At 38.0% G+C, this 23,548-nt stretch carries 20 protein-coding genes; 15 read left to right on the top strand and 5 right to left on the bottom strand.

What is annotated here, in order from left to right:
* Positions 1-92: 92 nt before the first annotated feature.
* The gene (locus M0R38_08555) at positions 93-332 is read right to left on the bottom strand and encodes a cytochrome b5 (protein ID MCK9481794.1); all 240 of its coding nucleotides are present in this window, start codon (positions 330-332) and stop codon (positions 93-95) included.
* A gap of 37 nt (positions 333-369) precedes the next feature.
* Here M0R38_08555 and M0R38_08550 point away from each other — a divergent pair, with 37 nt between their 5' ends.
* The 6 genes from M0R38_08550 (at position 370) to M0R38_08525 (ending at position 6,357) form a co-directional block, all read left to right on the top strand.
* Complete coding sequence (locus M0R38_08550; protein MCK9481793.1) at positions 370-1,497, top strand: HAMP domain-containing histidine kinase; 1,128 nt, start codon at positions 370-372, stop codon at positions 1,495-1,497.
* A 3-nt stretch (positions 1,498-1,500) separates the two neighbouring features.
* Positions 1,501-2,202, top strand: a complete 702-nt coding sequence (locus tag M0R38_08545) for a response regulator transcription factor (GenBank protein ID MCK9481792.1) — start codon at positions 1,501-1,503, stop codon at positions 2,200-2,202.
* Between the two features lie 218 nt (positions 2,203-2,420).
* Positions 2,421-3,749 (top strand): T9SS type A sorting domain-containing protein, encoded by a 1,329-nt coding sequence (locus M0R38_08540; GenBank protein ID MCK9481791.1) that lies wholly within the window; start codon positions 2,421-2,423, stop codon positions 3,747-3,749.
* 287 nt (positions 3,750-4,036) lie between these two features.
* Positions 4,037-4,486, top strand: coding sequence for a translesion error-prone DNA polymerase V autoproteolytic subunit (gene umuD / locus M0R38_08535; GenBank protein ID MCK9481790.1), 450 nt, complete (start codon positions 4,037-4,039; stop codon positions 4,484-4,486).
* Between the two features lie 3 nt (positions 4,487-4,489).
* A complete protein-coding gene (locus M0R38_08530) occupies positions 4,490-5,752 on the top strand; it encodes a Y-family DNA polymerase (protein ID MCK9481789.1) in 1,263 nt (420 codons plus the stop codon).
* 2 nt (positions 5,753-5,754) lie between these two features.
* Positions 5,755-6,357: an SOS response-associated peptidase gene (locus tag M0R38_08525; GenBank protein ID MCK9481788.1), complete on the top strand. Its 603-nt coding sequence runs from the start codon at positions 5,755-5,757 to the stop codon at positions 6,355-6,357.
* A 196-nt stretch (positions 6,358-6,553) separates the two neighbouring features.
* On the opposite strand, the gene M0R38_08520 is transcribed toward M0R38_08525, so the two are convergent.
* Positions 6,554-7,822 (bottom strand): OprO/OprP family phosphate-selective porin, encoded by a 1,269-nt coding sequence (locus M0R38_08520; GenBank protein MCK9481787.1) that lies wholly within the window; start codon positions 7,820-7,822, stop codon positions 6,554-6,556.
* A gap of 243 nt (positions 7,823-8,065) precedes the next feature.
* Here M0R38_08520 and M0R38_08515 point away from each other — a divergent pair, with 243 nt between their 5' ends.
* From M0R38_08515 to M0R38_08485, 7 genes are all read left to right on the top strand, one after another.
* Positions 8,066-8,839 (top strand): enoyl-CoA hydratase-related protein, encoded by a 774-nt coding sequence (locus M0R38_08515; GenBank protein ID MCK9481786.1) that lies wholly within the window; start codon positions 8,066-8,068, stop codon positions 8,837-8,839.
* A 20-nt stretch (positions 8,840-8,859) separates the two neighbouring features.
* Positions 8,860-10,491, top strand: a complete 1,632-nt coding sequence (gene pruA, locus M0R38_08510; GenBank protein MCK9481785.1) for an L-glutamate gamma-semialdehyde dehydrogenase — start codon at positions 8,860-8,862, stop codon at positions 10,489-10,491.
* A 152-nt stretch (positions 10,492-10,643) separates the two neighbouring features.
* Positions 10,644-12,485 carry a 2-oxoacid:acceptor oxidoreductase subunit alpha gene (locus tag M0R38_08505; GenBank protein ID MCK9481784.1) on the top strand — a complete coding sequence of 614 codons (1,842 nt, stop codon included), beginning with the start codon at positions 10,644-10,646 and terminating at the stop codon, positions 12,483-12,485.
* Positions 12,475-13,497 (top strand): 2-oxoacid:ferredoxin oxidoreductase subunit beta, encoded by a 1,023-nt coding sequence (locus tag M0R38_08500; GenBank protein MCK9481783.1) that lies wholly within the window; start codon positions 12,475-12,477, stop codon positions 13,495-13,497. The genes M0R38_08505 and M0R38_08500 overlap by 11 nt, the downstream gene beginning before the upstream one ends.
* A gap of 97 nt (positions 13,498-13,594) precedes the next feature.
* Complete coding sequence (gene hscA / locus M0R38_08495; GenBank protein ID MCK9481782.1) at positions 13,595-15,466, top strand: Fe-S protein assembly chaperone HscA; 1,872 nt, start codon at positions 13,595-13,597, stop codon at positions 15,464-15,466.
* Entirely contained in the window at positions 15,459-16,157 is a 699-nt protein-coding gene (locus M0R38_08490; GenBank protein ID MCK9481781.1) for a PorT family protein, read from the top strand. Before hscA ends, M0R38_08490 begins: the two co-directional genes overlap by 8 nt.
* Positions 16,158-16,176: 19 nt before the next feature.
* Positions 16,177-16,611 carry a DUF2007 domain-containing protein gene (locus tag M0R38_08485; protein ID MCK9481780.1) on the top strand — a complete coding sequence of 145 codons (435 nt, stop codon included), beginning with the start codon at positions 16,177-16,179 and terminating at the stop codon, positions 16,609-16,611.
* Between the two features lie 159 nt (positions 16,612-16,770).
* Here M0R38_08485 and M0R38_08480 read toward each other — a convergent pair whose 3' ends face one another.
* The gene (locus tag M0R38_08480; protein ID MCK9481779.1) at positions 16,771-19,020 is read right to left on the bottom strand and encodes a S46 family peptidase; all 2,250 of its coding nucleotides are present in this window, start codon (positions 19,018-19,020) and stop codon (positions 16,771-16,773) included.
* Positions 19,021-19,228: 208 nt separating this feature from the next.
* Here M0R38_08480 and atpD point away from each other — a divergent pair, with 208 nt between their 5' ends.
* Together atpD and M0R38_08470 are read left to right on the top strand one after the other, a co-directional pair.
* Positions 19,229-20,734 carry a F0F1 ATP synthase subunit beta gene (atpD, locus tag M0R38_08475; GenBank protein MCK9481778.1) on the top strand — a complete coding sequence of 502 codons (1,506 nt, stop codon included), beginning with the start codon at positions 19,229-19,231 and terminating at the stop codon, positions 20,732-20,734.
* 8 nt (positions 20,735-20,742) lie between these two features.
* On the top strand, positions 20,743-20,976 hold the full coding sequence (locus M0R38_08470; protein ID MCK9481777.1) for a F0F1 ATP synthase subunit epsilon: 234 nt from the start codon (positions 20,743-20,745) through the stop codon (positions 20,974-20,976).
* 197 nt (positions 20,977-21,173) lie between these two features.
* Here M0R38_08470 and M0R38_08465 read toward each other — a convergent pair whose 3' ends face one another.
* Both M0R38_08465 and M0R38_08460 read right to left on the bottom strand, forming a co-directional pair.
* Complete coding sequence (locus M0R38_08465) at positions 21,174-22,832, bottom strand: T9SS type A sorting domain-containing protein (GenBank protein MCK9481776.1); 1,659 nt, start codon at positions 22,830-22,832, stop codon at positions 21,174-21,176.
* Positions 22,833-22,942: 110 nt separating this feature from the next.
* Complete coding sequence (locus tag M0R38_08460; protein MCK9481775.1) at positions 22,943-23,455, bottom strand: hypothetical protein; 513 nt, start codon at positions 23,453-23,455, stop codon at positions 22,943-22,945.
* Positions 23,456-23,548 lie beyond the last annotated feature (93 nt).

The following is a 23,548-nucleotide window of genomic DNA, read 5'->3' as shown; positions in this document are numbered from 1 at the left end:
GAGTGCAAATGTATTCATTATTAAGAATAAGTCTAAATAAAAACTTCTGAAAATTTAATTTGGCTGCTTTAATCGTTGTATTGCACCAAAAGCTATACGAGTTTTCCGATAATTTTGAATTTGTCAAACACCCAAGTAGAGTGCGGGGCGTCCTTAAGCTCTTCGGTCAAATCTTGTCCTGCCCAATGTTCATAGTGCTTGCCATTACGCCATAATCTACTGTTACTCACATCATAAATAAACCCTTTGTATGCAATCCATATTTCAGGCTTGTCTTGTCCGTTTCTGAGCGATAGCTGTCTGATTGTGTATTCCGGCAATTCACTTTCCATATTTTTAGTGCATTTTTGAGGGGTCAATTTTAGGGGCGTGAAAGTAAAAGTTTTGCTCGTATTTGTTATACTCTATTTAGCAGGAGCCTTCTCTTGGTGGACATATTCTTTGTTGAGTTTGAGTAAGTCAGATTTTGAATTGGCAAATGATAACATGACCTTAAAAGCTAAATGGATAGAGAATGGGATTTTAAAACATGAGAGAGTGTTTTTTGATGCAAACGGAGTGAATGTGTTTTTAGAAAAAAATCCTGTTACACTTGATACTGCTAAGTTGTCCAAATTTATTCTGCATACTTATCAGAATAAATACCTGCTGACTTACAAACCTTTTTTGACAGGAGTAACTGTGCAAGTTATCCCTTCGTCTTTATTGATTAATAAGGTTTCGAGAGAATATCAAATCAGAAGACGCGCATATATTTCTGAATCGGTTTTTTTTATTTTATTAATGATTGCAGGCTTTATATGGATTTTTGCAAGTATAGACAAGATAATCAATGTCAATAAATTACAAAAGAATTTTATGATGGCAGTTACGCATGAGCTCAAAACTCCGGTGGCAGCTCTCAAACTGATGATGCAAACTTTGCGTAAAAGAACGCTTGATGAACCTGTCAGAGAAAAGGTAGTTGAAAGAGCAAATCAAAGCGCAGACAGACTCGCAAATCTTATTGATGAGCTATTGCTTGCCATCAAAATTGAACACAAAGAACTGAAAACGATTTTTGATTGGGTTGGGTTGAAAAAATTGTTGTCTGACTTGGTTGCTGAAATAAAAGAACAACCCAATTTTTCAGGCAGTATTGTGTTGATTGCAGAAAGCGAATTGCAAGTTTGGGGCGATTATTTGTCATTAAAAAATTGTTTTAAGAATATTGTTGAAAATGCAATAAAATATTGTGACCCACCACTTGAACTGGTCATAACCTTAGACTTTCATAATCGTACAGTTAGTTTTGCGGATAACGGCCCCGGAATTTCTGCAAATGAAAGAAAAAAGGTTTTTAGACAATTTTATCGCATTGGTGATGAAAATGTGAGAACCACTAAAGGAACAGGTTTGGGATTGTTTTTAGTAAAAAACCTGCTCAAGGTTCATAATGCAAAAATATATATCTTGCCTAATAAGCCTAAAGGCAGCATTTTTAGAATTAAATTTTAAAAAATGAAAAATCGAATATTGCTGGTAGAAGATGAAGAGTCAATCCGTGAAACGATTGTGTTAAACCTTGAATTAGAAGGCTACCATGTAGCTGCAACAGGTGATGGAGTGGAGGCACTGAAAATTTTTCACGAACAAAAATTTGATTTATTGATTTTAGACATCATGCTGCCCGGAAAAGATGGATTGAGTTTATGCGAAACAGTGCGTTTAAGTGATAAGAATGTTTCCATATTATTTCTATCCGCTAAGGGAAGCGCAGAAGATAGAATCATTGGGTTGCGAAAAGGGGGAGATGATTATTTACCCAAACCTTTTAATTTGGAAGAGTTGCTGTTGCGTGTTAAAAGACTTTTAGCAAGAACCGGTCATGCGCAAGTAAATGAAGCAAAAACACACCGAGAAGTTCGTTTTTGCAACGATGGCTGTTACATCAATTTTGACAGCTATCAAGCAGTAGGCTTGGATGGCGAAATCAACTTGACTCAGAAAGAAGCCCATTTGCTCAAACTATTAGTGGACAATGAGGGCGAAGTCGTTAGCCGAGCCAGGATATTAGAAACAGTATGGGGGTATAATGTCTATCCTTCCACACGCACTATTGACAACTTTATCTTGGCTTTTCGTAAATATTTTGAAAAAGACCCGCGCAATCCACAACACTTTATATCAGTAAGAGGTGTAGGGTATATGTTCCAAAAATAAAGCAGCCTGTCTTGTCTTAAAATAGAGGTACAAATAAATATATAAACAAAAAATGTCAAGTCATAGTAGAACTAAATTGAATGTGTAAACTTGTAATAGGGTTCTAAGCCTAAAAGAGTCAAGTTTTCTGGTCGATACAACCTTAATGCCCCAGCATATTTTCTTATTAATAAAAATATCATATCTTCGCCAAGAATAAACTTAAAAATTAATTAAGAATGATCAAACAACTACTCTCAGTGCTTTTTACAGCGAGTATTGCTGTAACAGCCAATGCACAATGGACAGCCGTTGGTACGGCAGCCTTTTCAGCCGGACAGGCAACTTTTGTTTCTCTTGTATTCAACAGTAATGATGAGCCTTATGTTACGTATAAGGATGGGGGAAATTCTGAAAAAGCCACTGTTATGAAATTTGATGGAACCAATTGGGTAACAGTGGGAAACGCAGGATTTTCAGCCGGTGCTGCATGGTACACTTCTCTTGCATTCGATAGCAGTAACGTTCCTTATGTAGTTTATAGCGATTATGCAGATTCGCAAAAAGTCACTGTTATGAAATTTGATGGAACCAATTGGGTAACAGTAGGAAGCGCAGGCTTTTCAGCCGGTGCTGCATGGTACGTTTCTCTTGCATTCAATAGCAGCAACGAGCCGTATGTTGCTTATCAGGATTGGGGAAATGCATACAAAGCAACTGTCAAGAAGTTTGATGGTACTGATTGGGTAACGGTGGGTACTGCAGGCTTTTCAGCAGGAACGGCAGCTTTGGTCTCGCTTGCTATCAACAATAATGACGAGCCTTATGTTGTGTATCAGGATTGGGCAAATGCTGAAAAAGCAACTGTCAAGAAGTTTGACGGTACTGATTGGGTAACGGTGGGTACTGCAGGTTTTTCAGCAGGACAGGTAGATTATATTTCTCTTGTATTCAATAATAATGATGAGCCTTATGTTGCTTATCGGGATAATTCGCAAAAAGCAACTGTCAAGAAGTTTGATGGTGCCAACTGGGTAACAGTGGGTGCTGCCGGCTTTTCAGCCGGACGTGCAGAGTATATCTCACTTGCATTCAAGAGCAGCAACGAGCCGTATGTTGCTTATCAGGATTGGGCAAATGCTGAAAAAGCAACTGTCAAGAAGTTTGACGGTACTAATTGGGTAACGGTGGGTGCTGCCGGCTTTTCAGCAGAGATGTCGTGGTCTTCTCTTGCCATCAACAGTAATGATGAGTTGTATGTTGCTTTTCAGGATAGAGGAAATGCATACAAAGCAACTGTAATGAAGTTTGAAGGGCCGGAAGTAGGTATTAAAAATCTTGAAGTAGTAAACAACGTAATTGCTGTTTATCCTAACCCTGTAAACAGCGTCATTCACTTTGCTGCGCAATCCACCGTACAACTAAGCACTATAACAGGACAAATTATTACCCAACAACAGAATGTAAGTTCACTTGACCTTTCCGACCAATCAGCAGGTGTTTACTTTCTTATCCTTACCGATAACAACGGACAAGTGATTCAGAGAACTAAGATTGTCAAAGAATAAGTGTGGATAAGCTGTGCTCATGCCGCTTCTTGTTTCTCAGCTTCATTTCTAATATAATACACTCAGCCAACCTCTTTAAAAGCAATTTTAAAGAGGTTTTTTATTAATGAGGGTGCCTAATTTGCTTGCGGACAAGAGTGTCTGTGTTGCAATATGCACATTCTTGCAATCCTGATTGCCTCACATTTTCTCAGGTTTGAATATGTGAAAAAGTGTAGATTTGAACTTTTAAAACGAGTTGGTAGGAAACGCATATTATATTGCGGTATGACATCTACAATTACAATATGGCATCATTGAGATTACATAAAGGTAACATTATTGATATCTTTTCGGCAGATACCAAAACAGCACTCGCATTGCCTTTTGTGGACGATGGAATCAGTGCAGGATTTCCTTCACCGGCATTAGACTTTATTGATACCTCGATAGACCTGAATAAACATCTTATTCAGCACCCCTCAGCAACGTTTTATGGACGGGTAAAGGGATTTTCGCTCAAGAATGCAGGAATTGACGATGGTGATTTGATGATTATAGACCGAAGTTTAGAGCCGACAAACGGCAAAATTGCCGTTTGTTATATTGATGGACAATTTACAGCCAAGCGTATCAAAATTGCCAAGAAAGAAATATGGTTAATACCGGAAAATGAAGATTTTGAACCAATACGTGTAACAGCAGACAACGATTTTTTGATTTGGGGTATCGTTACACATGTTATCAAAAATGTATGACAAATGTTTGCGTTGATTGACTGTAATAACTTCTATGCTTCATGCGAACGGGTGTTTCGCCCGGATTTGAATAAGAAACCGGTTGTGGTGTTATCCAATAATGACGGTTGTGTCATTGCTCGCAGCAACGAAGCCAAAGCTGTGGGTATTCCAATGGGTGCGCCTGCATTTGAATATGAAAAGCTCTTTCAACAACACAGGGTGCAGGTATTTTCAGCCAATTTTGCATTGTATGGCGATATGAGTAACCGTGTGATGAGCATCCTTGCAGACTATTCTCCTGAAATGGAAATTTATAGCATTGACGAATGTTTTTTGAAACTTAATGGTTTTGACACCTATTTCAACTTGCAACAATATGGCGAATCAATGCGCTGCAAAGTAACAAAGTGGACAGGTATTCCCATTAGTGTCGGCATTGCTCCCACAAAAGCACTTGCAAAATTAGCCAATCGCATAGCCAAAAAATTTCCTGAAAAAACCCAAGGTGTTTATATCATTGACAGTGAAGACAAACGTATTAAAGCCTTGAAATGGCTAAAAATAGGAGATGTTTGGGGCATTGGCAGGCAGCACGCCAAACGATTGCAAGCTCAAAATGTCTTTACTGCGTATGACTTTACACAACTATCAGATGCATGGGTAAAGAAAAATTTAGCCGTTGTAGGGCTTCGGCTAAAACATGATTTGCAAGGCATTCCTACACTTGATATCGAAGATGTACAAGCCAAAAAAAGCATTGCAACCACCCGCAGCTTTGAAACCAACTACACCGAATTTGAACAACTGAGAGAGCGTGTATCCACCTTTGCGAGTTCTTGTGCAGAAAAATTGCGCAAACAGAAATCGTGTTGTAATTCATTGATGGTTTTTATTCATACCAATGGACACCGCAATGATTTGGCGCAATACTGCCGAAATGTTATCATAAAACTTCCTTATCCGACCAATTCGAGTATTGAACTTGCCAAGTTCGCTACGCAAGGCTTAAAGCAAATATTTAAAGCAGGTTATGCGTACAAAAAAGCCGGTGTTATTGTACAAGATGTTTCGCCAGAAGAAACAATACAAACTACGCTTTTTGAAAGCCGAGATGAGCGACACGTTCCACTCATGCGTGCGATTGACAAAATGAATATGCAGTTTGGACAGCAAAAAATCCGCCTTGCTTCGCAAGATCAGAAACGTGTGTGGAAAATGAAGCAAGAAAAGCTGTCGCCACGTTACACCACCAAACTAAGCGATATCATCAACATCAATGTTTAGCTATGTGTTTTCATTCCAAACAAAGCAAGTCGGCACAAGCATTAAAACAACGCTTTAAGGCAAATTTTAGGGATGAAAATCTGTATCATCCTGCTCTATACAACGGATTCCAATATCCCCAAACCCCCGTCATTACGAATATTCAAACAGATGAAATACAATTGTTTCACTGGGGCTTAATTCCATCGTGGGCAAAAGACGATACAATAAAGAAAAATACACTCAACGCCAGATTTGAAACGATACATGAGAAACCAAGTTTTAGAAACGCAGTAAACAATCGTTGCTTGGTGCTTTCAGATGCTTTTTATGAATGGAAATGGCTGGATGAAAAAGGCAAACAAAAACAAAAATACGAACTGACGCTGCCCAACAATGAACTCTTTGCATTTGCAGGACTTTGGAGTGAGTGTCTGGACAAGTCAACAGGCGAAATGATTTATACTTATACCATCTTAACTACAGCAGCAAATGAACTCATGAGCAAAATTCACAACACGAAGAAGCGTATGCCTATTATACTCGCAGCCGATAGTGAGCACAGTTGGCTTGCCGGAATGGACTTTAAGATGCAAAACGATAAGCTAATCGCGATTGCGATATAACACAGGAATTTATTTGAAGTCCGCTGATTTAATGGAGTATAGGTGCATGCTGTCATGCCGGCACAACACTTAAGTTGCTGATGGTGTTTGCTTGAAATAATTTTGTCAAATAGTTTGTGTTACATACAGGTGTAATGTAATATTTACGAAACCTTTTACAATGGATTTGAAAGTAAATTATATTTTGGTTTCATTGTTAATACTTGTATTGCAGCCTCAACGTGAATATGTTATCTGCAAAGTCGTTGTTGTACTCGGCAAGATTGGAAGAAGTTTCATTGGAGATGAAATCGTAATATGCTGTAAGTCGTAGAGTATTGTTGATGTGCCACATGAGTCCGCCTCCAAACGTGCTATAAGCTATGTCGCCTTTGCCTGTTCCATTAAGTCCGATGTTATTTTTTGACACCTTTGTATTAGGGTCGTAATAATCATACTTGATAATTAGGCTTAGAGGAGATTTTCCAAGGTCTTGAACGTATGTAATATAATATCCGTAGAAATTTCTTATATAGGTGTTATGAGTGGGTAATGTTGAGTAGTTAGGGCTGTTTGAACCATTTTTATCTCCGGGTTGTGTTCCAATAATGTATTCTCCATAAATACTTGAGTTTCCTAAAAATGAAGAGATTGAAAACTGAATATCGCAACCGATATATTCTCTTTTTGCAAAAGCACCAAAATTTGATGTGTCGTAGTTTGAAGTAAAAGCAACTCCGTTCATAGTGTAAACTGTTGAAGAACCTTGATATACCCCTCCGAGATAATACGATACACCACCACTGAGTTTTGTTTTGGGATTCAATGTTTGGTTAATACTCAGATGTCCTATAAAATCTTTGCGATTGTCTAAATCTGCATTAATGGTATTGCCTGCGATTAATCCGGCATCTAATTTAAAAATACTCAAAGGTGAATTTTTAGGAGCCTGTAAAGTCATCATTACTCCCATGTCTTTTTCGTCAGGGAATAATGTGGTTATAATTCTGGCTCTTTCAGGAGACTCTCTTCTGGATGAGGAGAATGGTACTTCAAAGCCAAATATACGGTCAAATACCCCGACTCTAATAGAGTTGCTTCCTACCCATGGGTCTTTTACTAGTAAATATGCATCTCGCAATCTGATTTTCTTTTCGGTAATGTCTAATTGAAACACCCCTGTAGCAATATTCTTTTCGTAGGTCATTTTAACCCTTCCGCGCCTGATACCAAAACGATTGAATGGTTTGTTTGGGTTATTATTTATAGCGCCAATTCTTAGGGTTGCATCTTTCTCACCATATTGAAACTGTGTTTGTATGTACCCGGAAATTGTGAAATGCTTAAACTTGACTTGTTCGATTTCATTTGGTTTAGATTGATCTATATAATTCTGTTTTGTTTCTGGCGAGCTTCCGTGTTGAGCATAAGCTCCTATTGAGATTAAGATTGCAAAACTGATAAGAAAAAATTCTTTTTGAATCATGTTGTTTTATGCTGGCAAATTTATACAGGCTATTTGTAATGTTGTTTAATTGCGATTAAAATATTATGGTAAGTAATACCGGTCTATTTTGATGTGATTGGTTAGGATTGTTTTTCGAGCAGTTTATACACTGAATGCAGCTATTCATAGTAATCATGATTGTTTACTCATTTGTAAGCAAGCTTTTCATCTCATTTATCCTTGTTTTATTTATCTTTGCAGTCCTTTTTGGAAAACAGAAAAATGGAGTTTATACAAGTAGAAAAACACATAAGACCTTACATTTCTCTTATAAGTCTTAATCGCCCAAAAGAACTGAATGCGCTCAATTTGCAGTTAATGCAAGAAATTAAAAGTGCTCTCTTAGAATTAGATGAAGATGAAGCAACCAGAGTGATTGTGATTACCGGCAATGAACGTGCGTTTGCTGCCGGTGCTGACATCAAGCAAATGGCGGGCAAAGGTGCAATTGATATGCTAAAGATTGACCAGTTTACAACCTGGGATACGATACGTAAAACTAAAAAGCCCATAATTGCTGCGGTGAGTGGATTTTGTCTTGGAGGAGGAAATGAGTTGGCTATGGTTTGCGATATGATTGTCGCATCAGAAACTGCGCAATTTGGGCAGCCTGAAATTAATATCGGAGTCATGCCTGGTGCAGGTGGAACACAAAGGCTTACCCGAGCAGTTGGAAAAGCGAAAGCCATGGAAATGGTGTTGACCGGTGGGTTTATTTCTGCACAGGAGGCATTCAACTATGGATTGGTGAACAAGGTTGTTCCGGTTGAACTGTATCTTGAGGAAGCGTTTAAGATGGCTGCAACGATTGCAGCAAAATCTCCTATTGCAGTTCAAATGGCAAAGGAGAGTGTATTAAAGGCGTTTGAAATGCCCTTGCAAGAAGCCCTTTTCTTTGAGCGCAAGAATTTTTATATGTTGTTTGCAACCGAAGATCAAAAGGAAGGGATGGCTGCGTTTGTTGAGAAGAGGAATGCTGAGTTTAAAGGAAAATAAGTATAATAATTAAATATAAAATGAACGGATTTTTTAGAGTGCCTTCACCGGCAAATGAACCGGTTTTAAATTATGCTCCGGGTTCAAAAGAAAGAAATGAGCTTAAAGCCGCAATAACAGCTTTAAGAAGTCAAGTAATTGATGTTCCAATGTTTATTGGAGGTAAGGAGGTGAGAACTTCTAACATTAAAGATATTTTTCCTCCACATGACATACACCATAAAATAGGGACGTTTTCGATAGGAGATAAATCGCATGTTGAGCAAGCAATCAATGCAGCTTTGGCTGCTAAACCAAAGTGGGAAGCGATGGCTTGGGAACAACGTGCTGCAATATTTCTAAAAGCTGCGGAATTGATTAGCGGAAAATACAGGGCTAAGTTGAATGCAGCTACAATGTTGGCACAGTCCAAAAACCCTTTTCAGGCTGAAATTGATGCGGTTTGTGAATTGGCTGACTTCTTTAGGTTTAATGTCCATTATATGACAGAAATCTATGCTGAACAGCCACCGGAAAACAGTAAGGGTGTTTGGAATCGATTGGAATATAGACCGCTGGAAGGTTTTGTTTTTGCATTAACTCCCTTTAACTTTACTTCTATTGCGGGTAACCTGCCTATGAGTGCAGCTTTAATGGGTAATGTTGTTGTGTGGAAACCGGCTTATACTCAGATTTATTCTGCTCATGTGTTGATGGAAATATTCCGTGAAGCAGGTTTGCCGGATGGCGTTGTAAACTTAGTTTTTGTGGGAGGACCCGCTGCCGGAGATGTGATTTTTAGCCATCCTGAATTTGCAGGTATTCACTTTACAGGGTCAACCGGTGTGTTTCAGTCTATTTGGCAACAAATCGGGAATAATATTGCGAAATACAAATCATACCCAAGAATTGTAGGAGAAACAGGCGGAAAGGATTTTGTAATGGTACATTCTACTGCAAATGCTGATGAAGTTGCTACTGCGTTGGCTCGAGGAGCATTTGAGTTTCAAGGTCAAAAGTGTTCTGCTGCTTCACGGGCTTACATTCCTTCTAATTTGTGGAATGATGTCAAAACAAAGCTGATTGCACAATTACAAACAATGAAGATGGGACCGGTGGAAGATTTTTCAAACTTTATCAATGCAGTGATTGATGAAAAATCATTTAATAAGATTGCTCAATATATTGATGAAGCAAAGGCTTCTGCTGATGTTGAAGTAGTGCATGGTGGTAAACATGATAAGAGCAAGGGTTATTTTATTGAGCCGACTGTTTTGCTTGCCAAAAACCCAAAATATGTTACAATGTGTGAAGAAATATTCGGACCGGTGCTAACCATTTATGTTTATGATGAAAATAAATATGAAGAAACGCTTGATCTTGTTGATAGTACTTCACCTTACGCATTGACTGGAAGTATTATGGGGCAAGATAGGTATGCATTAGAATTAGCTACCGTGAAATTGAGAAATGCTGCGGGTAATTTTTATATTAATGACAAACCTACCGGTGCAGTTGTTGGACAGCAGCCTTTTGGAGGGGCAAGAGCATCAGGAACAAATGATAAAGCTGGTGCTAAAGTCAATTTGTTGCGTTGGGTTTCCCAGAGAACAATAAAGGAGACTTTCTCACCTCCCACAGACTATAAATATCCATTCTTAGATAAGGATTAAAATAAACATAGGTGCTTGAGATTAGGCATGGTATAGGCTTGTAGGAGTTTAAAATGATGGTGTTTAGTGCGGATTTTTCATACCTCGTTATTTAAAATAATTCTAAATAAGTAGTTGTTTTGACTAATTTTGCACCGACAAACATAGATGCAATGACAATGACAGAAAAGGAATTAAGTTCGGTAGTAATCAAATTTGTTGGAGATTCCGGTGATGGGATGCAGGTGTCGGGCAATTTGTTCACTTCGACTTCGGCACTTGCGGGTAATGATATTGCAACATTCCCTGATTTTCCGGCAGAAATTCGTGCCCCAATCGGCACAGTAGCTGGAGTGTCGGGATTTCAAATAAGGTTTGGTAGTGAAGCTATTTACTCCCCTGGTGATAATTGCGATGTGTTGGTTTCTATGAATGCTGCGGCACTCAAGAGTAATTTGAACACCTTGAAACCCAATGGAATTATCATTGCCAACACTCTAGGCTATGATGCTAAAAACTTACGTCTTGCCGGTTATCCTGCAGATGCTGACCCATTAGGTGAGGCAGTTGGACAGGGCTATAAACTGATTCAAGTTGATTTGACCAAAGTAGCCAAAGAAACGCTGGCTGATAAAGGTATTGGGAATAAAGATATTGAAAGAGGCAAAAATATGATTGCCTTGGGTTTGGTATGTTGGATGTTTCAACGCCCCTTAGAGAAAGTTTTTGCGCTTACCGAAATGCGTTTTGGGAAAAAGGGTGATTGGGCAACATGGAATAAAATGTTAATCCAAGCCGGTTGGAACTTAGGAGACACGCTCGAATTATTTGATTCGCGTTATGTGGTGAAACCTGCGCCTCTACAATCCGGCAAATACCGCGGAATTGCAGGAAATGAGGCATTGGCTTTAGGGTTTATTGCAGCTGCACATAAATCAGGATTAAAACTGTTCTTGGGAGCATACCCAATTACTCCTGCTTCTGATGTGTTACATGAGTTAGCAAAATATAAAAAGATAGGCGTAGATTCTTTCATGGCAGAAGATGAAATAGCAGCAATATGTGCAGCCATTGGTGCTTCTTATGGAGGAAGTCTTGGCATTACTGTAAGTTCAGGACCCGGAATCGCACTCAAAACAGAAGCCATGGGATTGGCAGTCTCATTGGAAATACCTCTTGTGGTTTGTAATGTTCAACGTGGAGGTCCTTCAACAGGATTACCTACGAAAACTGAACAAGCAGACTTGTTGCAGGCACTCTTTGGTAGAAATGGTGAATGTCCTATGATAGTTGTAGCACCTGGCAATCCGAAGGAGTGTTTTGAAATGGCTTTCCAAGCAGCTAAATTGTCATTGGAACACGTAACTCCTGTTATGTTGCTTAGTGATGGGTATATAGCCAATGGTGCTGAGCCATGGAGATTTCCGTCAATGAATGATTTGCCTTCGATTGAGGCGAAATTTGCCCATGAAAATTCACCCTATCAACCCTATGCCAGAGATGAGAATTATGTTAGACAATGGGCTGTTCCGGGCATGAAAGGTATTCAACACAGGATTGGGGGCTTAGAAAAGGAGGAAATTTCGGGTAATGTTTCTTATGACCCGGATAATCATCAAAAGATGGTTGAATTGCGACAAATGAAGGTAGATAAAGTGGCTGATTTCATTCCGGAGTTGCAGATAATTAATGGCGCAAGCAAAGGAAAATTGCTTGTCTTGGGCTGGGGCTCAACTTTAGGAGCTATTACGACTGCTGTGATGGATGCATTTAAACAAGGAATTGAGGTCAGTCAAGCACATCTAAGGTATCTGAACCCTTTTCCTAAAAATATTGAAAATGTGTTGAATAATTTTGACAATATTTTAGTGCCTGAATTGAACTCAGGACAATTGGCATTTGTGTTAAAAAGCAAATTCAAAGTAAAAATTGTGCAACTCAATAAGGTCAAAGGAAAGCCATTTTTAGCAGGTGAAATTTTAGAAAAAATAATTGAAATTAGTCATGGAAGTTGATTCAATATTAGCTCAAATGGAGCATCCTGTAATATATACTTCAAAGGATTTTGAAAGTGACCAAGATGTCAGATGGTGTCCCGGCTGTGGCGATTATGCAGTTTTAAATGCAGTTAAAAAAGTTTTGCCTCAAACCGGCAAACGCAAGGAAGACATTGTGTTTATTTCCGGCATTGGCTGTTCTTCACGCTTCCCTTATTACGTTGATACTTATGGCATGCACTCTATTCATGGGCGTGCATTTGCTATTGCAACAGGACTTAAAATCACCAGACCTGAACTGGATGTATGGATAATTACAGGAGATGGCGATAGTATGTCAATCGGAGGAAATCATTTAATCCATTTATGTAGGCGCAATCCAAATGTGAATGTGCTGATGTTTAATAATGAAATTTATGGATTGACAAAAGGACAATATTCGCCAACTTCACATGTCGGATTGGTTACCAAATCTTCTCCGTATGGTGTCATTGACACTCCATTTAACCCGCCTGCTCTTACCTTAGGAGCGGGAGCTTCTTTTGTAGCAAGAACAATTGATAGGTTTTCAGCTCATTTACAAGATACTATTTTAGAAGCTGCTAAGTTTAGCGGAACTTCGTTTGTGGAGATTTACCAGAATTGCAATATCTTTAATGATGGTTCATTTGAAAATTTTACCAATAAGGAGTTGAAAGATGACAATACCATTATAGTAGAAACGGGCAAGCCTCTTATATTTGGAAAAGAACACGATAAAGCGATAGTCCTCAGGGGACATCAGCCGGAAGTGGTGGCATTAAGTGATGTGAATGCAAGCAATGAATGGATTCATGACCCAACTGATTTTGTTAAAGCCACTTTGTTGGCGCAATTTGGTGTGATGACTGATTTTCCAAGACCTTTTGGTGTGTTTTATGCCAAACCCAGACCTGTGTATGACGAACAATTTCATTCTCATGGTTGGGTCGCCAAGGACGAAGATATTGATAAGATTGTTGCAGGTAAGTTCACTTGGGATGTAGGGTGAAGTGATAACGAAACCACAAGGTCAAATGATTTCAATGTGAGGGGGTAGCTTGTTTTGCTTGATAACATTGAATTCTGTTTGCAAATGATTAAAAATTATGTCAAAGATTAGTATTAATGTAAAAGACGGGACTCTCAAAAAGCCTGAATATATTGTAGGAATAGACTTAGGTACTACCAATAGCCTTGTGTCTGTTTGTAATTCTGAGGGTGGTACTCCTAAAGCATTGTCAAAAGACAGTAGCACAATCGTTCCTTCTGTTGTTTTTTTTGATGAGAATGATCGAGCTGTTATTGGTGCAAAAGCAAAAGAAATGCTGGAGATATTTCCTGAACGTACTATTTATTCCATCAAAAGATTGTTAGGACGATCATACAAGGATGTAGTCTCAAAGTCAGATTTCTTTCATTACAGAATCATTGATGAAGAGAATGACTCTCTTGTAAAAATCAACATAGGTGATAAATTCTATAATCCGATTGAACTTTCTGCTCTGATTCTGCGGGAATTGAAAGAGCGAGCATCGGCTGCTTTGAATGGAAATGTTTCAAAAGCTGTAATTACAGTGCCGGCTTATTTTAATGATGTCCAAAGGCAGGCTACCAGAGATGCCGGGAAAATGGCAGGGTTGGATGTGCTTAGGATTATTAATGAACCTACTGCTGCAAGCCTTGCGTATGGTATTGGATTGAATAAAGATGAATCCAAAACAATTGCAGTCTATGACCTTGGAGGCGGTACTTTTGATGTATCCATACTGAGAATTGAAAATGGAATTTATGAGGTGTTGGCTACTAATGGTAATACATTTTTGGGAGGAGATGATTTTGATAGCGCCATTGTAAATTATTGGATTTCACAAATTGGATTAGCAAAAGAGATTTTGCAGCAAGATAAAGTTAGTGCACAAAAATTCAGAATTACTGCTGAACAAGCTAAGATTGCTTTATCAACTCAAGAAAATTTCACCCAAATAATAGAAACACCATGTTTTACGGGGAAACTCACTCTTGCGAAAACAAAATTTGAGCAGCTGATTCAACCCTTTATTAAGAATACAATAGAGTCTTGCAATCAGGCAATGTCGGATGCTTCATTAACTTGTGCTGATATTGATGAAGTAGTGATGGTGGGTGGATCAACCAGGGTGCCCGCTGTATGTGAGGCAGTGAAAACATTTTTTGAAAACACTTCACTCAATGATAAGCTCAATCCTGATGAAGTGGTGTCTCTTGGGGCGGCTGTCGAAGCTGATGTCTTAGCCGGAAATAGGAGAGACGTGTTGTTGTTGGATGTTACCCCATTGTCTTTAGGGATTGAAACACTTGGAGGCTTGATGGACTTCTTAATAAGTAGAAATTCTAAAATACCGTGTAAGGCGAGTCGTCAATATACAACCTCAAAAGATGGGCAAACCGGCATTATTATCAATGTTTATCAAGGTGAAAGAGAGTTGGTGGCAGACAATAGAAAATTGGGGGAATTTGAGTTGAAGGGAATACCTCCAATGCCTGCAGGTTTGCCAAAGGTTGAAATAACATTTTTGTTAGATGCAGATGGTATCCTTACAGTTGATGCAACTGAATTGCGTTCGGGAGTGAAACAAGAGATTAAAATTAAACCGGCTTATGGTTTAACTGATGAACAAGTGGAAATGATGTTGCTTGATTCAATTAAAAATGCCAAAAGTGATATGGAAGCGAGAATGTTACAGGAAGCAATCACGGAGTCACAGCAGTTAATTGCCACTACTGAACAGTTTTTAAATAAAAATCGCGATTTGCTGACGGAAGATGAATATCAAGGGACTTTAAAAGTAATAGATGACTTAAAGAATTCGTTACAATCAAAAGAAAAAGATGTTATACTTGCATGTAAAGATGCTCTCAATGAATTTTCTAAACCATACGCAGAGAGGATTATGGATATTGCAGTGCATCAATCACTCAAAGGGAATAAGATTGTTTAAGAAACTTGCCATATTGTTGGTTTTAATGACTTGTGTAAGTACTCTGTTTGCACAAGAAGAAGACGATTTTTTTTATGTAAATCCTGATGAAAAAGAATCTTTGGATTTGGGAATAAGAATGGGTTATGCTGTTAATGGATTCTATGGTGATTTGTTTAAATCTCCACTGCCAATAACAGCCTTTACGGGTGGTGTGTATAACCGGATTCCTCTTAATAAATCCAAGAGATTAAGTTTATATGATGAAATTAGCTTTAGTTTTAAGGGAGTGAAGTTTAAAGCTGAGGGTGACAGTGCAATTGAAAGAATTAATCTGATTTATTTTGAGTTTCCGATTTGCCTTGAATATAAAATTAAAGAAGTCAAAGTTGCCGACAAGCAAAGTGTAAAATACCGTGTATTCTTTGGGGTGCAACCGGCTATCCTCTTGCGTTCATCTTTATTTAGAAACCTTGATAAGGAAGGGATTGCATTGGTTTATGGACTGCCGATACATCTGATGGATTACGCTCTTGTTGCCGGGGTTCCTGTGGAATTTCCTGTGGGTTATGGCTCTATGGGATTTTCGCTTACTTTTAAATATGGTTTAAGAAATATAAACCGCGACATGGAAAGATTCGGAAATCTTAGTAACTTTGCGTCAGGTCATAAATTTAGCAATTGGCAAGTTGCACTCAACGTAACTTTTTAGGATAGAGGAGAATATGAAAATGCAGAAAAATACAAGCCCTGTTTTGGTAACCTTAGCTATTTATAACAATAGCACAGAAGCCTATTTGGCTAAGTCCATATTGGAGGCACAGGGTGTGCGTTGTTTTCTGGAAAATGAATCAATCAATATGTTGTATGTAAATGCGCTGGGTGGGGTTGTGCTCAAAGTATCCAATATAGACTTTGATGAAGCATACTCAATATTGCAAGAGTTACGCAAAAAGAGAAACCCCGGTGCCGACTTAGCTATAAAAGAAATTAATGCCATGTTTGTTTGCCCTTCGTGCGGACAATTGAATGAGAATAACAGCAGCATTATGCAGAAGAAATCTTTTTTCCAAAAACTCCTGTTAGGATTTGGTTTCAAGAAAAATGTGATTGTGTGTGATTTCTGTTTGGCGAGTTTTGAGAAAGACGAACTTGTAAAGAAATAAACATTCAAGGGCGAACATCCCTCGATGAGGATTTTCCTATTATTTTAATATTGCATTTTTAAATCAACTGTTTTTGATTCCTGGCAATTCATGTAGTTGTATAACAAAAAAGCACATGAATGTTCATGTGCTTTTTTGATTCAAAGTGAAATTTTAAGACTATTTCACGAGCGTCATTTCAGCCACGATATGTGGTGCGCCACCTAAGATGTCAATACACCAAAGCACATAGCGAATGTCAACAGAAATAGTTCTTTTGTATGTAGGGTCAAAATATATGTCGCCACTCATGGCTTCCCAGTTTCCGTCAAAAGCAATTCCTATCAATTCGCCATTGCCATTCATCACAGGAGAACCTGAATTGCCACCGGTTATATCATTATCAGTTAGAAAATTAATTTTGAGCCTTCCATCTTTGTCAGCGTATTGACCATAATTTCTGTCTTTTGCCAATTTGTAGAACTTTGGACTTAAATCAAACTCAATGTCACCGGGTACATATTTGTCTAATACCCCTTTCATGTTTGTTACATAGTCATAATGCACGCCATCACGAGGCTCATAGCTTTTAACAGTTCCATAACTTAAACGAATAGAAGAGTTCGCATCCGGATAAAGCTCTTTTTTAGCATATTTTTCAGCAGCTTTCATTGCTTCATAAGCTTCATCACTGATGAGTGTGGCTTTCCCGTCTTTATCTGTAGTTGCAACCGGAGGCGTGTTTTGCATTTCCATGATACCTTTTATATATGTTCTGCCGTATTCGTTGATTTGACTTAAATAAGTTCTGTATTTAGGCAGTATCTGGTTGTTGAACAATGTGGCAAATGTCGCAAAGAATTCACTGGAGTTATCCTTTGCAATGTTTTTCTTGCTGAGTTTAGATGCAAACTTCTCAGCTTTTGCTTTGCTGCTTAAGTTGCTCTTTTTGTAAAAATCAGCAGCGAACTTATAGGCTCCTTCAATACCTGCTTTGTCAAATTTATATTTCTGCGCAATCTTTGCGATTAATTCCGGTTGTTGGTCTTTGGGAATGTCGGTGTAGTATTTATATACAATGCGAGCAAAGATTTTCTGATCTGCCTCCCATAACAAAGGATTCCAGTCTTTTTCTTGAATTGCAGTTTTAAATGCATTGATATTCTTAGTGATTGCTGCTTCGTCATTTTGATCATAGCTGCTTGAAATAGCATAAGTATAGCGTGCCAATGTCATTATTTCAGGAGTCCAAACTCCTTCAGCAATGTAATACAAGTGTTTTGCATAAGGTCTGTATGCGTCCACCGCTGTTGAAACATGTGTTAAAATATCTTTGTATTCGCTCTTGTTATTAGCCCATTGTTGGAAGACTTTCTCATCAGATTTTTTATCATCATACACATGCAGTCTTTTCAACTGTTCAGTTTGTCCAATAAAATATTTCCAATAGTTAGCAACCCTTGCATATTGAGATGAAAGTTTGAGTCGAGTAGCTACGTCTTTGTCCATAATTTTCCTCCACTCAGTAAGACGGATATTTCTCATATCAACAATACTCATATTGGATTCATCCAACGACAATTTTACAGCTTCAGCAAATTCGTAACGGTTTGTTCTGCCCGGAAAACCAATAATCATCGCAAAATCACCTTCTGAAACACCTTTAAGTGAAACAGGTAAGTAGTGCTTTGGTTTGTAAGGAACATTGTCGGCACTGTAATTTGCCGGCTTGTTATCTTTATTTGCATAAATTCTGAAAATCGAAAAATCTCCGGTATGTCTGGGCCACATCCAATTGTCAGAGTCTCCTCCATATTTACCAACATTTTGAGGAGGTGTCCCTACAAATCTCACGTCTGTGAACTTTTCATATACAAACACAAAATATTGATTGCCCTTGAACATTTCATATAAACGAACATCAATAAATGGATCGTTATTTCCATACTCCTTTTTATATTTATTCGTCAACTCTTTAATTTTAGCTGCGCGTTCAGACTCATCTTTGAGGTTTTGAAGCTCGGCTAAGACCGCTTGTGTTACATCTTCGATTTTTTGAAGGATAGAAACAGAAAGCGCTGAGTTTGGTCTTTTTTCCTCTGCTTTTGTTTGTGCATAAAAGCCATTGTCCAAGATGTTGTCTTCGGGAGTGCTCAAACCGGCAATGACATCGTATCCGCAATGATGGTTGGTTAATAACAAACCTTCGTTTGATACTATTTCACCTGAACAACCTCCATTGAACCATACGATTGCATCTTTAACAGAAGATTTATTTACGTTGTAAATATCCTCCGCACTCAACTTGAGTCCTTTTGCTTTCATGGCTGCTTCTTGCTTGTTAAGCAAGGACAAAATCCACATTCCTTCATCAGCTGATGCTGAAAAGAGTTGTGTAATTGCGACAAATAAAAATACTAACTTCTTCATTCTCTTGAATTTATGTTTATTTAATTTAGTTGTGCAATTACTTGTTTTTTTTTCAATTTACAATGTAAATACAGTGATTTGCGTTGATTGTTCGATAAAAATAAATTGTGATAAACTCATTGAAAAAAGATTAACAGCTATTTTTTTTAACGGTCAGAAAGTTTAATTTCGCGCCACGAAAACAAGCTGTAATAAACACAATAAATTCATGGCTAATATAGGAAAAATCTCACAGGTAATTGGTCCGGTAGTTGACGTAACCTTTCAAGGTGAAGGAACTGAGTTGCCAAAAATCTACAACGCAATGTCCGTTAAAAAATCTGACGGACAGGAAATTATTTTAGAAGTTCAACAACATTTAGGAGAAAGAACAGTTAGAGCAGTTGCAATGGACTCTACAGATGGTCTTACTCGTGGAATGGCAGTGAATGACTTAGGTCAAACTATTCAAATGCCGGTCGGAGACCAAATTAAAGGTCGCTTGCTGAATGTAGTAGGTGATGCTATTGATGGAATCAGTGTGTTGAATAGAGATAAAGGACGTTCAATCCATGCAGAATCCCCTGTATTTGAAAACCTTTCTACTTCAACCGAACCTCTCTTTACCGGAATTAAAGTAATTGACTTGCTTGAGCCTTATGCTAAAGGTGGAAAAATCGGCTTATTTGGTGGTGCAGGTGTGGGTAAAACTGTATTGATTCAGGAGTTGATTAATAATATTGCAAAAGGTCATGACGGATATTCTGTTTTTGCAGGTGTTGGAGAAAGAACTCGTGAAGGAAATGACTTGCTTAGAGAAATGATTGAGTCAGGAATTGTTAAATATGGTAAAGAATTCTTACACAGTATGGAAGAAGGTGGATGGGATTTGAACAAAGTTGACAAAGCAGAATTGGAAAAATCACAAGCAACCTTTGTTTTCGGACAAATGAATGAGCCTCCAGGTGCACGTGCTCGAGTGGCATTGTCCGGTTTGGCTATGGCTGAATATTTCCGTGACGGTGAAGGAGAAGGGCAAGGAAAAGACATCTTATTCTTTATTGACAATATTTTTAGATTTACACAAGCGGGTTCAGAGGTGTCTGCACTTTTGGGACGTATGCCTTCTGCGGTGGGATATCAACCTACGTTGGCTTCCGAGATGGGAGCAATGCAAGAAAGAATTACTTCTACAAACCGTGGTTCTATTACTTCTGTGCAAGCGGTTTATGTACCAGCCGATGACTTGACTGACCCGGCTCCCGCAACTACATTTGCTCACTTAGATGCTACAACTGTACTTTCTCGTAAAATCGCGGAGTTAGGTATCTATCCTGCAGTTGACCCATTGGATTCTACATCAAGAATTCTGACAGAAGAAATTTTAGGTAAAGAACATTATGCGTGTGCACAACGAGTGAAAGAGCTTCTGCAACGCTATAAAGAGTTGCAAGATATCATCGCAATCCTTGGAATGGATGAATTGAGCGAAGAGGATAAATTGGTGGTACACAGAGCACGTAGGGTACAAAGATTCTTGTCTCAACCTTTCCATGTTGCAGAACAGTTTACTGGTTTGGCAGGTGTATTGGTTGATATTAAAGATACCATCAAAGGCTTTAATATGATTATGGATGGAGAGGTAGATGAATATCCTGAAGCTGCATTTAACCTTGTTGGAACAATTGAAGATGCGATTGAGAAAGGTAAGAAAATGTTGGCAGAAGCTAAATAATTGTTTCTATGTTAGAAGTAAAAATCATTACACTGGATACAACGCTTTTTGAAGGACAAGCAGACAATATAACATTGCCGGGAGCAAAAGGTTCTTTTCAAGTCCTTAAAGGACACGCACCTATCGTATCTAATTTGGTAAAAGGTGTTGTTGAGTTAAGTACACACAATGAATCCAAAAGATTTGAAATTAGCGGAGGCATTGTTGAGGTGCTTGATAATAAGATTGTTGTACTCGTTTAAATAAATTGTAAATAATAAAAAAATGCGACTCTCAATGGGTCGCATTTTTTTTATACTCTAATGATGATTCTTTCAAAGGTTAAAGTTTCAATACTGAGATGAGTTTGACTTTATTTGAAGTTCTAACAACTTTACTTTTTTAACATTGTTCTATATTTAGAGTAATCCTATTGTACTACAAAACAGGTTTTGTAGCCCTACTGTTTAATAATCTTAATTGTTTGACTAAAGCCTTCGCTATTTTGACATTGCACGAAATATACTCCCGGACTGATGACTGAAGAAAGCTCAATTGTAGCATCACCCTCTAAAGTCATTTTTTCTATCAATCGCATATCCATAGAATAGACTGAGCAAACTACGGACAGTTTGTTGTTGTTTGTAATTATGAAGCTGTTAGATGAAGGATTGGGATAAATGGTGATGTCATTGCCTTGAGCAGGAATTTGTGGAACAGCAACAGGATACTTTGGAGTGATAGTGTCCATTACCGTAAAAGCATAGTCGCTATCCCATTTTGGCTCTATAAATGTTCCATCTAAGAAAGTGTAGTTTGCTAACTTTGTTAAAGAATGCCAAAAAATAAAACGGGGCGGAGCTATAGATTTGTCGAATCTTCCTCCTATATGTGTATATGCCTTGTTAAAAGTCTTGCTGTTGTTGTCAAAGATCAATATTTTGTGTCTATGGCTATAAGTTTCATCAAATTGTACTTGGTCGAAATTATACACTCGCGAATTTGAATAGAAGTAAGCATACACATTCATGTCTTTATCATATTCTAACCAGATGGATTGTTTGTGCTCTGAAGAATAAGATGATGTTGAGGAGTCATTATGAGCACCCAAATAATTGCCATCCGAATCAAAGCGAAGAATACTTGCTTTAGCCTGATTAGCAGCTAAGTTGTCATAGAACGGAATAATGTGATTGTCAATGATAATATCTTGCCCATGTCTAACTGCCCAAAAGACATTGCCATGCCTGTCCACTTTTACGAGTTTGTTTTCTTGCAGTTCGTCATTCTTATTATTCATGACGATATGCATCCATTTGCGTTTATAAGTATCTCCTTCTTTACTCACTTTTACTAAGACCCATTTGTATTCACCACTTACCGTTATAATAGCAGTGTCAAGAATATTGATATTTGAATTAGGACTGATAATGTAAGCAAAGTAAGCATCTAATTTGTTGTCAATCGTTGCAGATCGCGCACTGGATAGTGGAAAGTAAATTACTTCTTTCATCGAGGAGTCTGTTAATTTAACTTTCATCGTAGAAGATGCTGTTATTATACCAAAGTTATAAAATTGGTCATGTGTAAAATCATTTTTAAATGAATGTTGATTGTTTTGATTAATAATTTTGGTAACGATGCCGGTAGAGTCAATTACCCCCCAAATTGCAATAGGAAAGTCCGGTTGTTCAAAATCCATTCTTAAACCATTGTCAAAAACTATGGAGTCTCTTGCCCCACAGGCAAAATAAAGGCTGTTATTTGGTCCCGAACCAATAAGCCCCATAGCACCCAGTGTGGTGTTCTTTTTGTTGTAGGGTAATGTCCATCTGAGGATGCCCTTATTATCAAATGCAAAAATGATACTACCAGAACCATTGTCGTCTTCGAATCTATTTGCTTTGTATGTATCAAATTCTAAAGAATCATATACGTTTAATACGCGTACAAAGAGCCAGCCGTTTTCATTTAGTAATGTGTTGTTAAAGAAATATGTAGTAGATACATTCAGTCGTGCCAAGTGTTTGTAGTACAGAAGCTTCAGAGGCTCTTGCGCCTGAGTGCGATATCCAAAAAATAAATGTAGTATGAGGGAGAGAAGTAGTGTTCTTTTCATAATAATCTATTTCATGTTTTTTAACAATTGGTAAATGTTTAAGGACTTGGGTTGGGACAAGGAAGGTAATATGGGTCGTGTGCAGGGCGTAAATATGTTTTAGAGTTTAGCTAATCAATTTCAACCACTCCACAGCCACAAGGCGTACACTTATCAGGATCTATATTGGCACAACAGAAAAGTGTATTAATTATAGTTGTGTTACAATCTTTAACTTGCCGAGTTACATCCCTCCAATCATAAGCAATTATGCCTGCTTGAACAGAAGGTGTTGGTACTATTGATTGTGTACGCAAAAATTTATATGCATTTGTTGTAGGGTTGCCGATTAGTGCGTATAAAGTATCATCATTCCAACCACAAACTCCACAACCTGCTGTTCGTTGAGATATACCTGGTGTGCCCCAGCAACCACAGTCAGTTGGACAGTAAAAAGGTGCAGTAAATTGATGTTCATGGGTATTGAAACCACAGTCGCAAGTGAATCCAATTGAAAGATTATAATTGCAATCAATTTCAGATTCGTGCTCCCATACACAATTTTGAGCAAGTATATTTGTGTTTAAGATGGATGTAGAACCTAAGATAAGTACTATGGTTTTGATGTAGTTTGTGTATTTCATAGTATGTTTTATAGTTGGTTGGCTACGCCAAATATATGAAAAATATATCATATTCACCCGGTTTTGGTTTTTCGCAATCGGCTAAATGTTTTT

It is taken from the genome of Bacteroidia bacterium, from assembly GCA_023228875.1.
Lineage (GTDB): Bacteria > Bacteroidota > Bacteroidia > NS11-12g > UBA955 > JALOAG01.
Note: the sequence above shows the minus strand (reverse complement) of the source record. Positions and strands in the feature narration are given on the sequence as shown.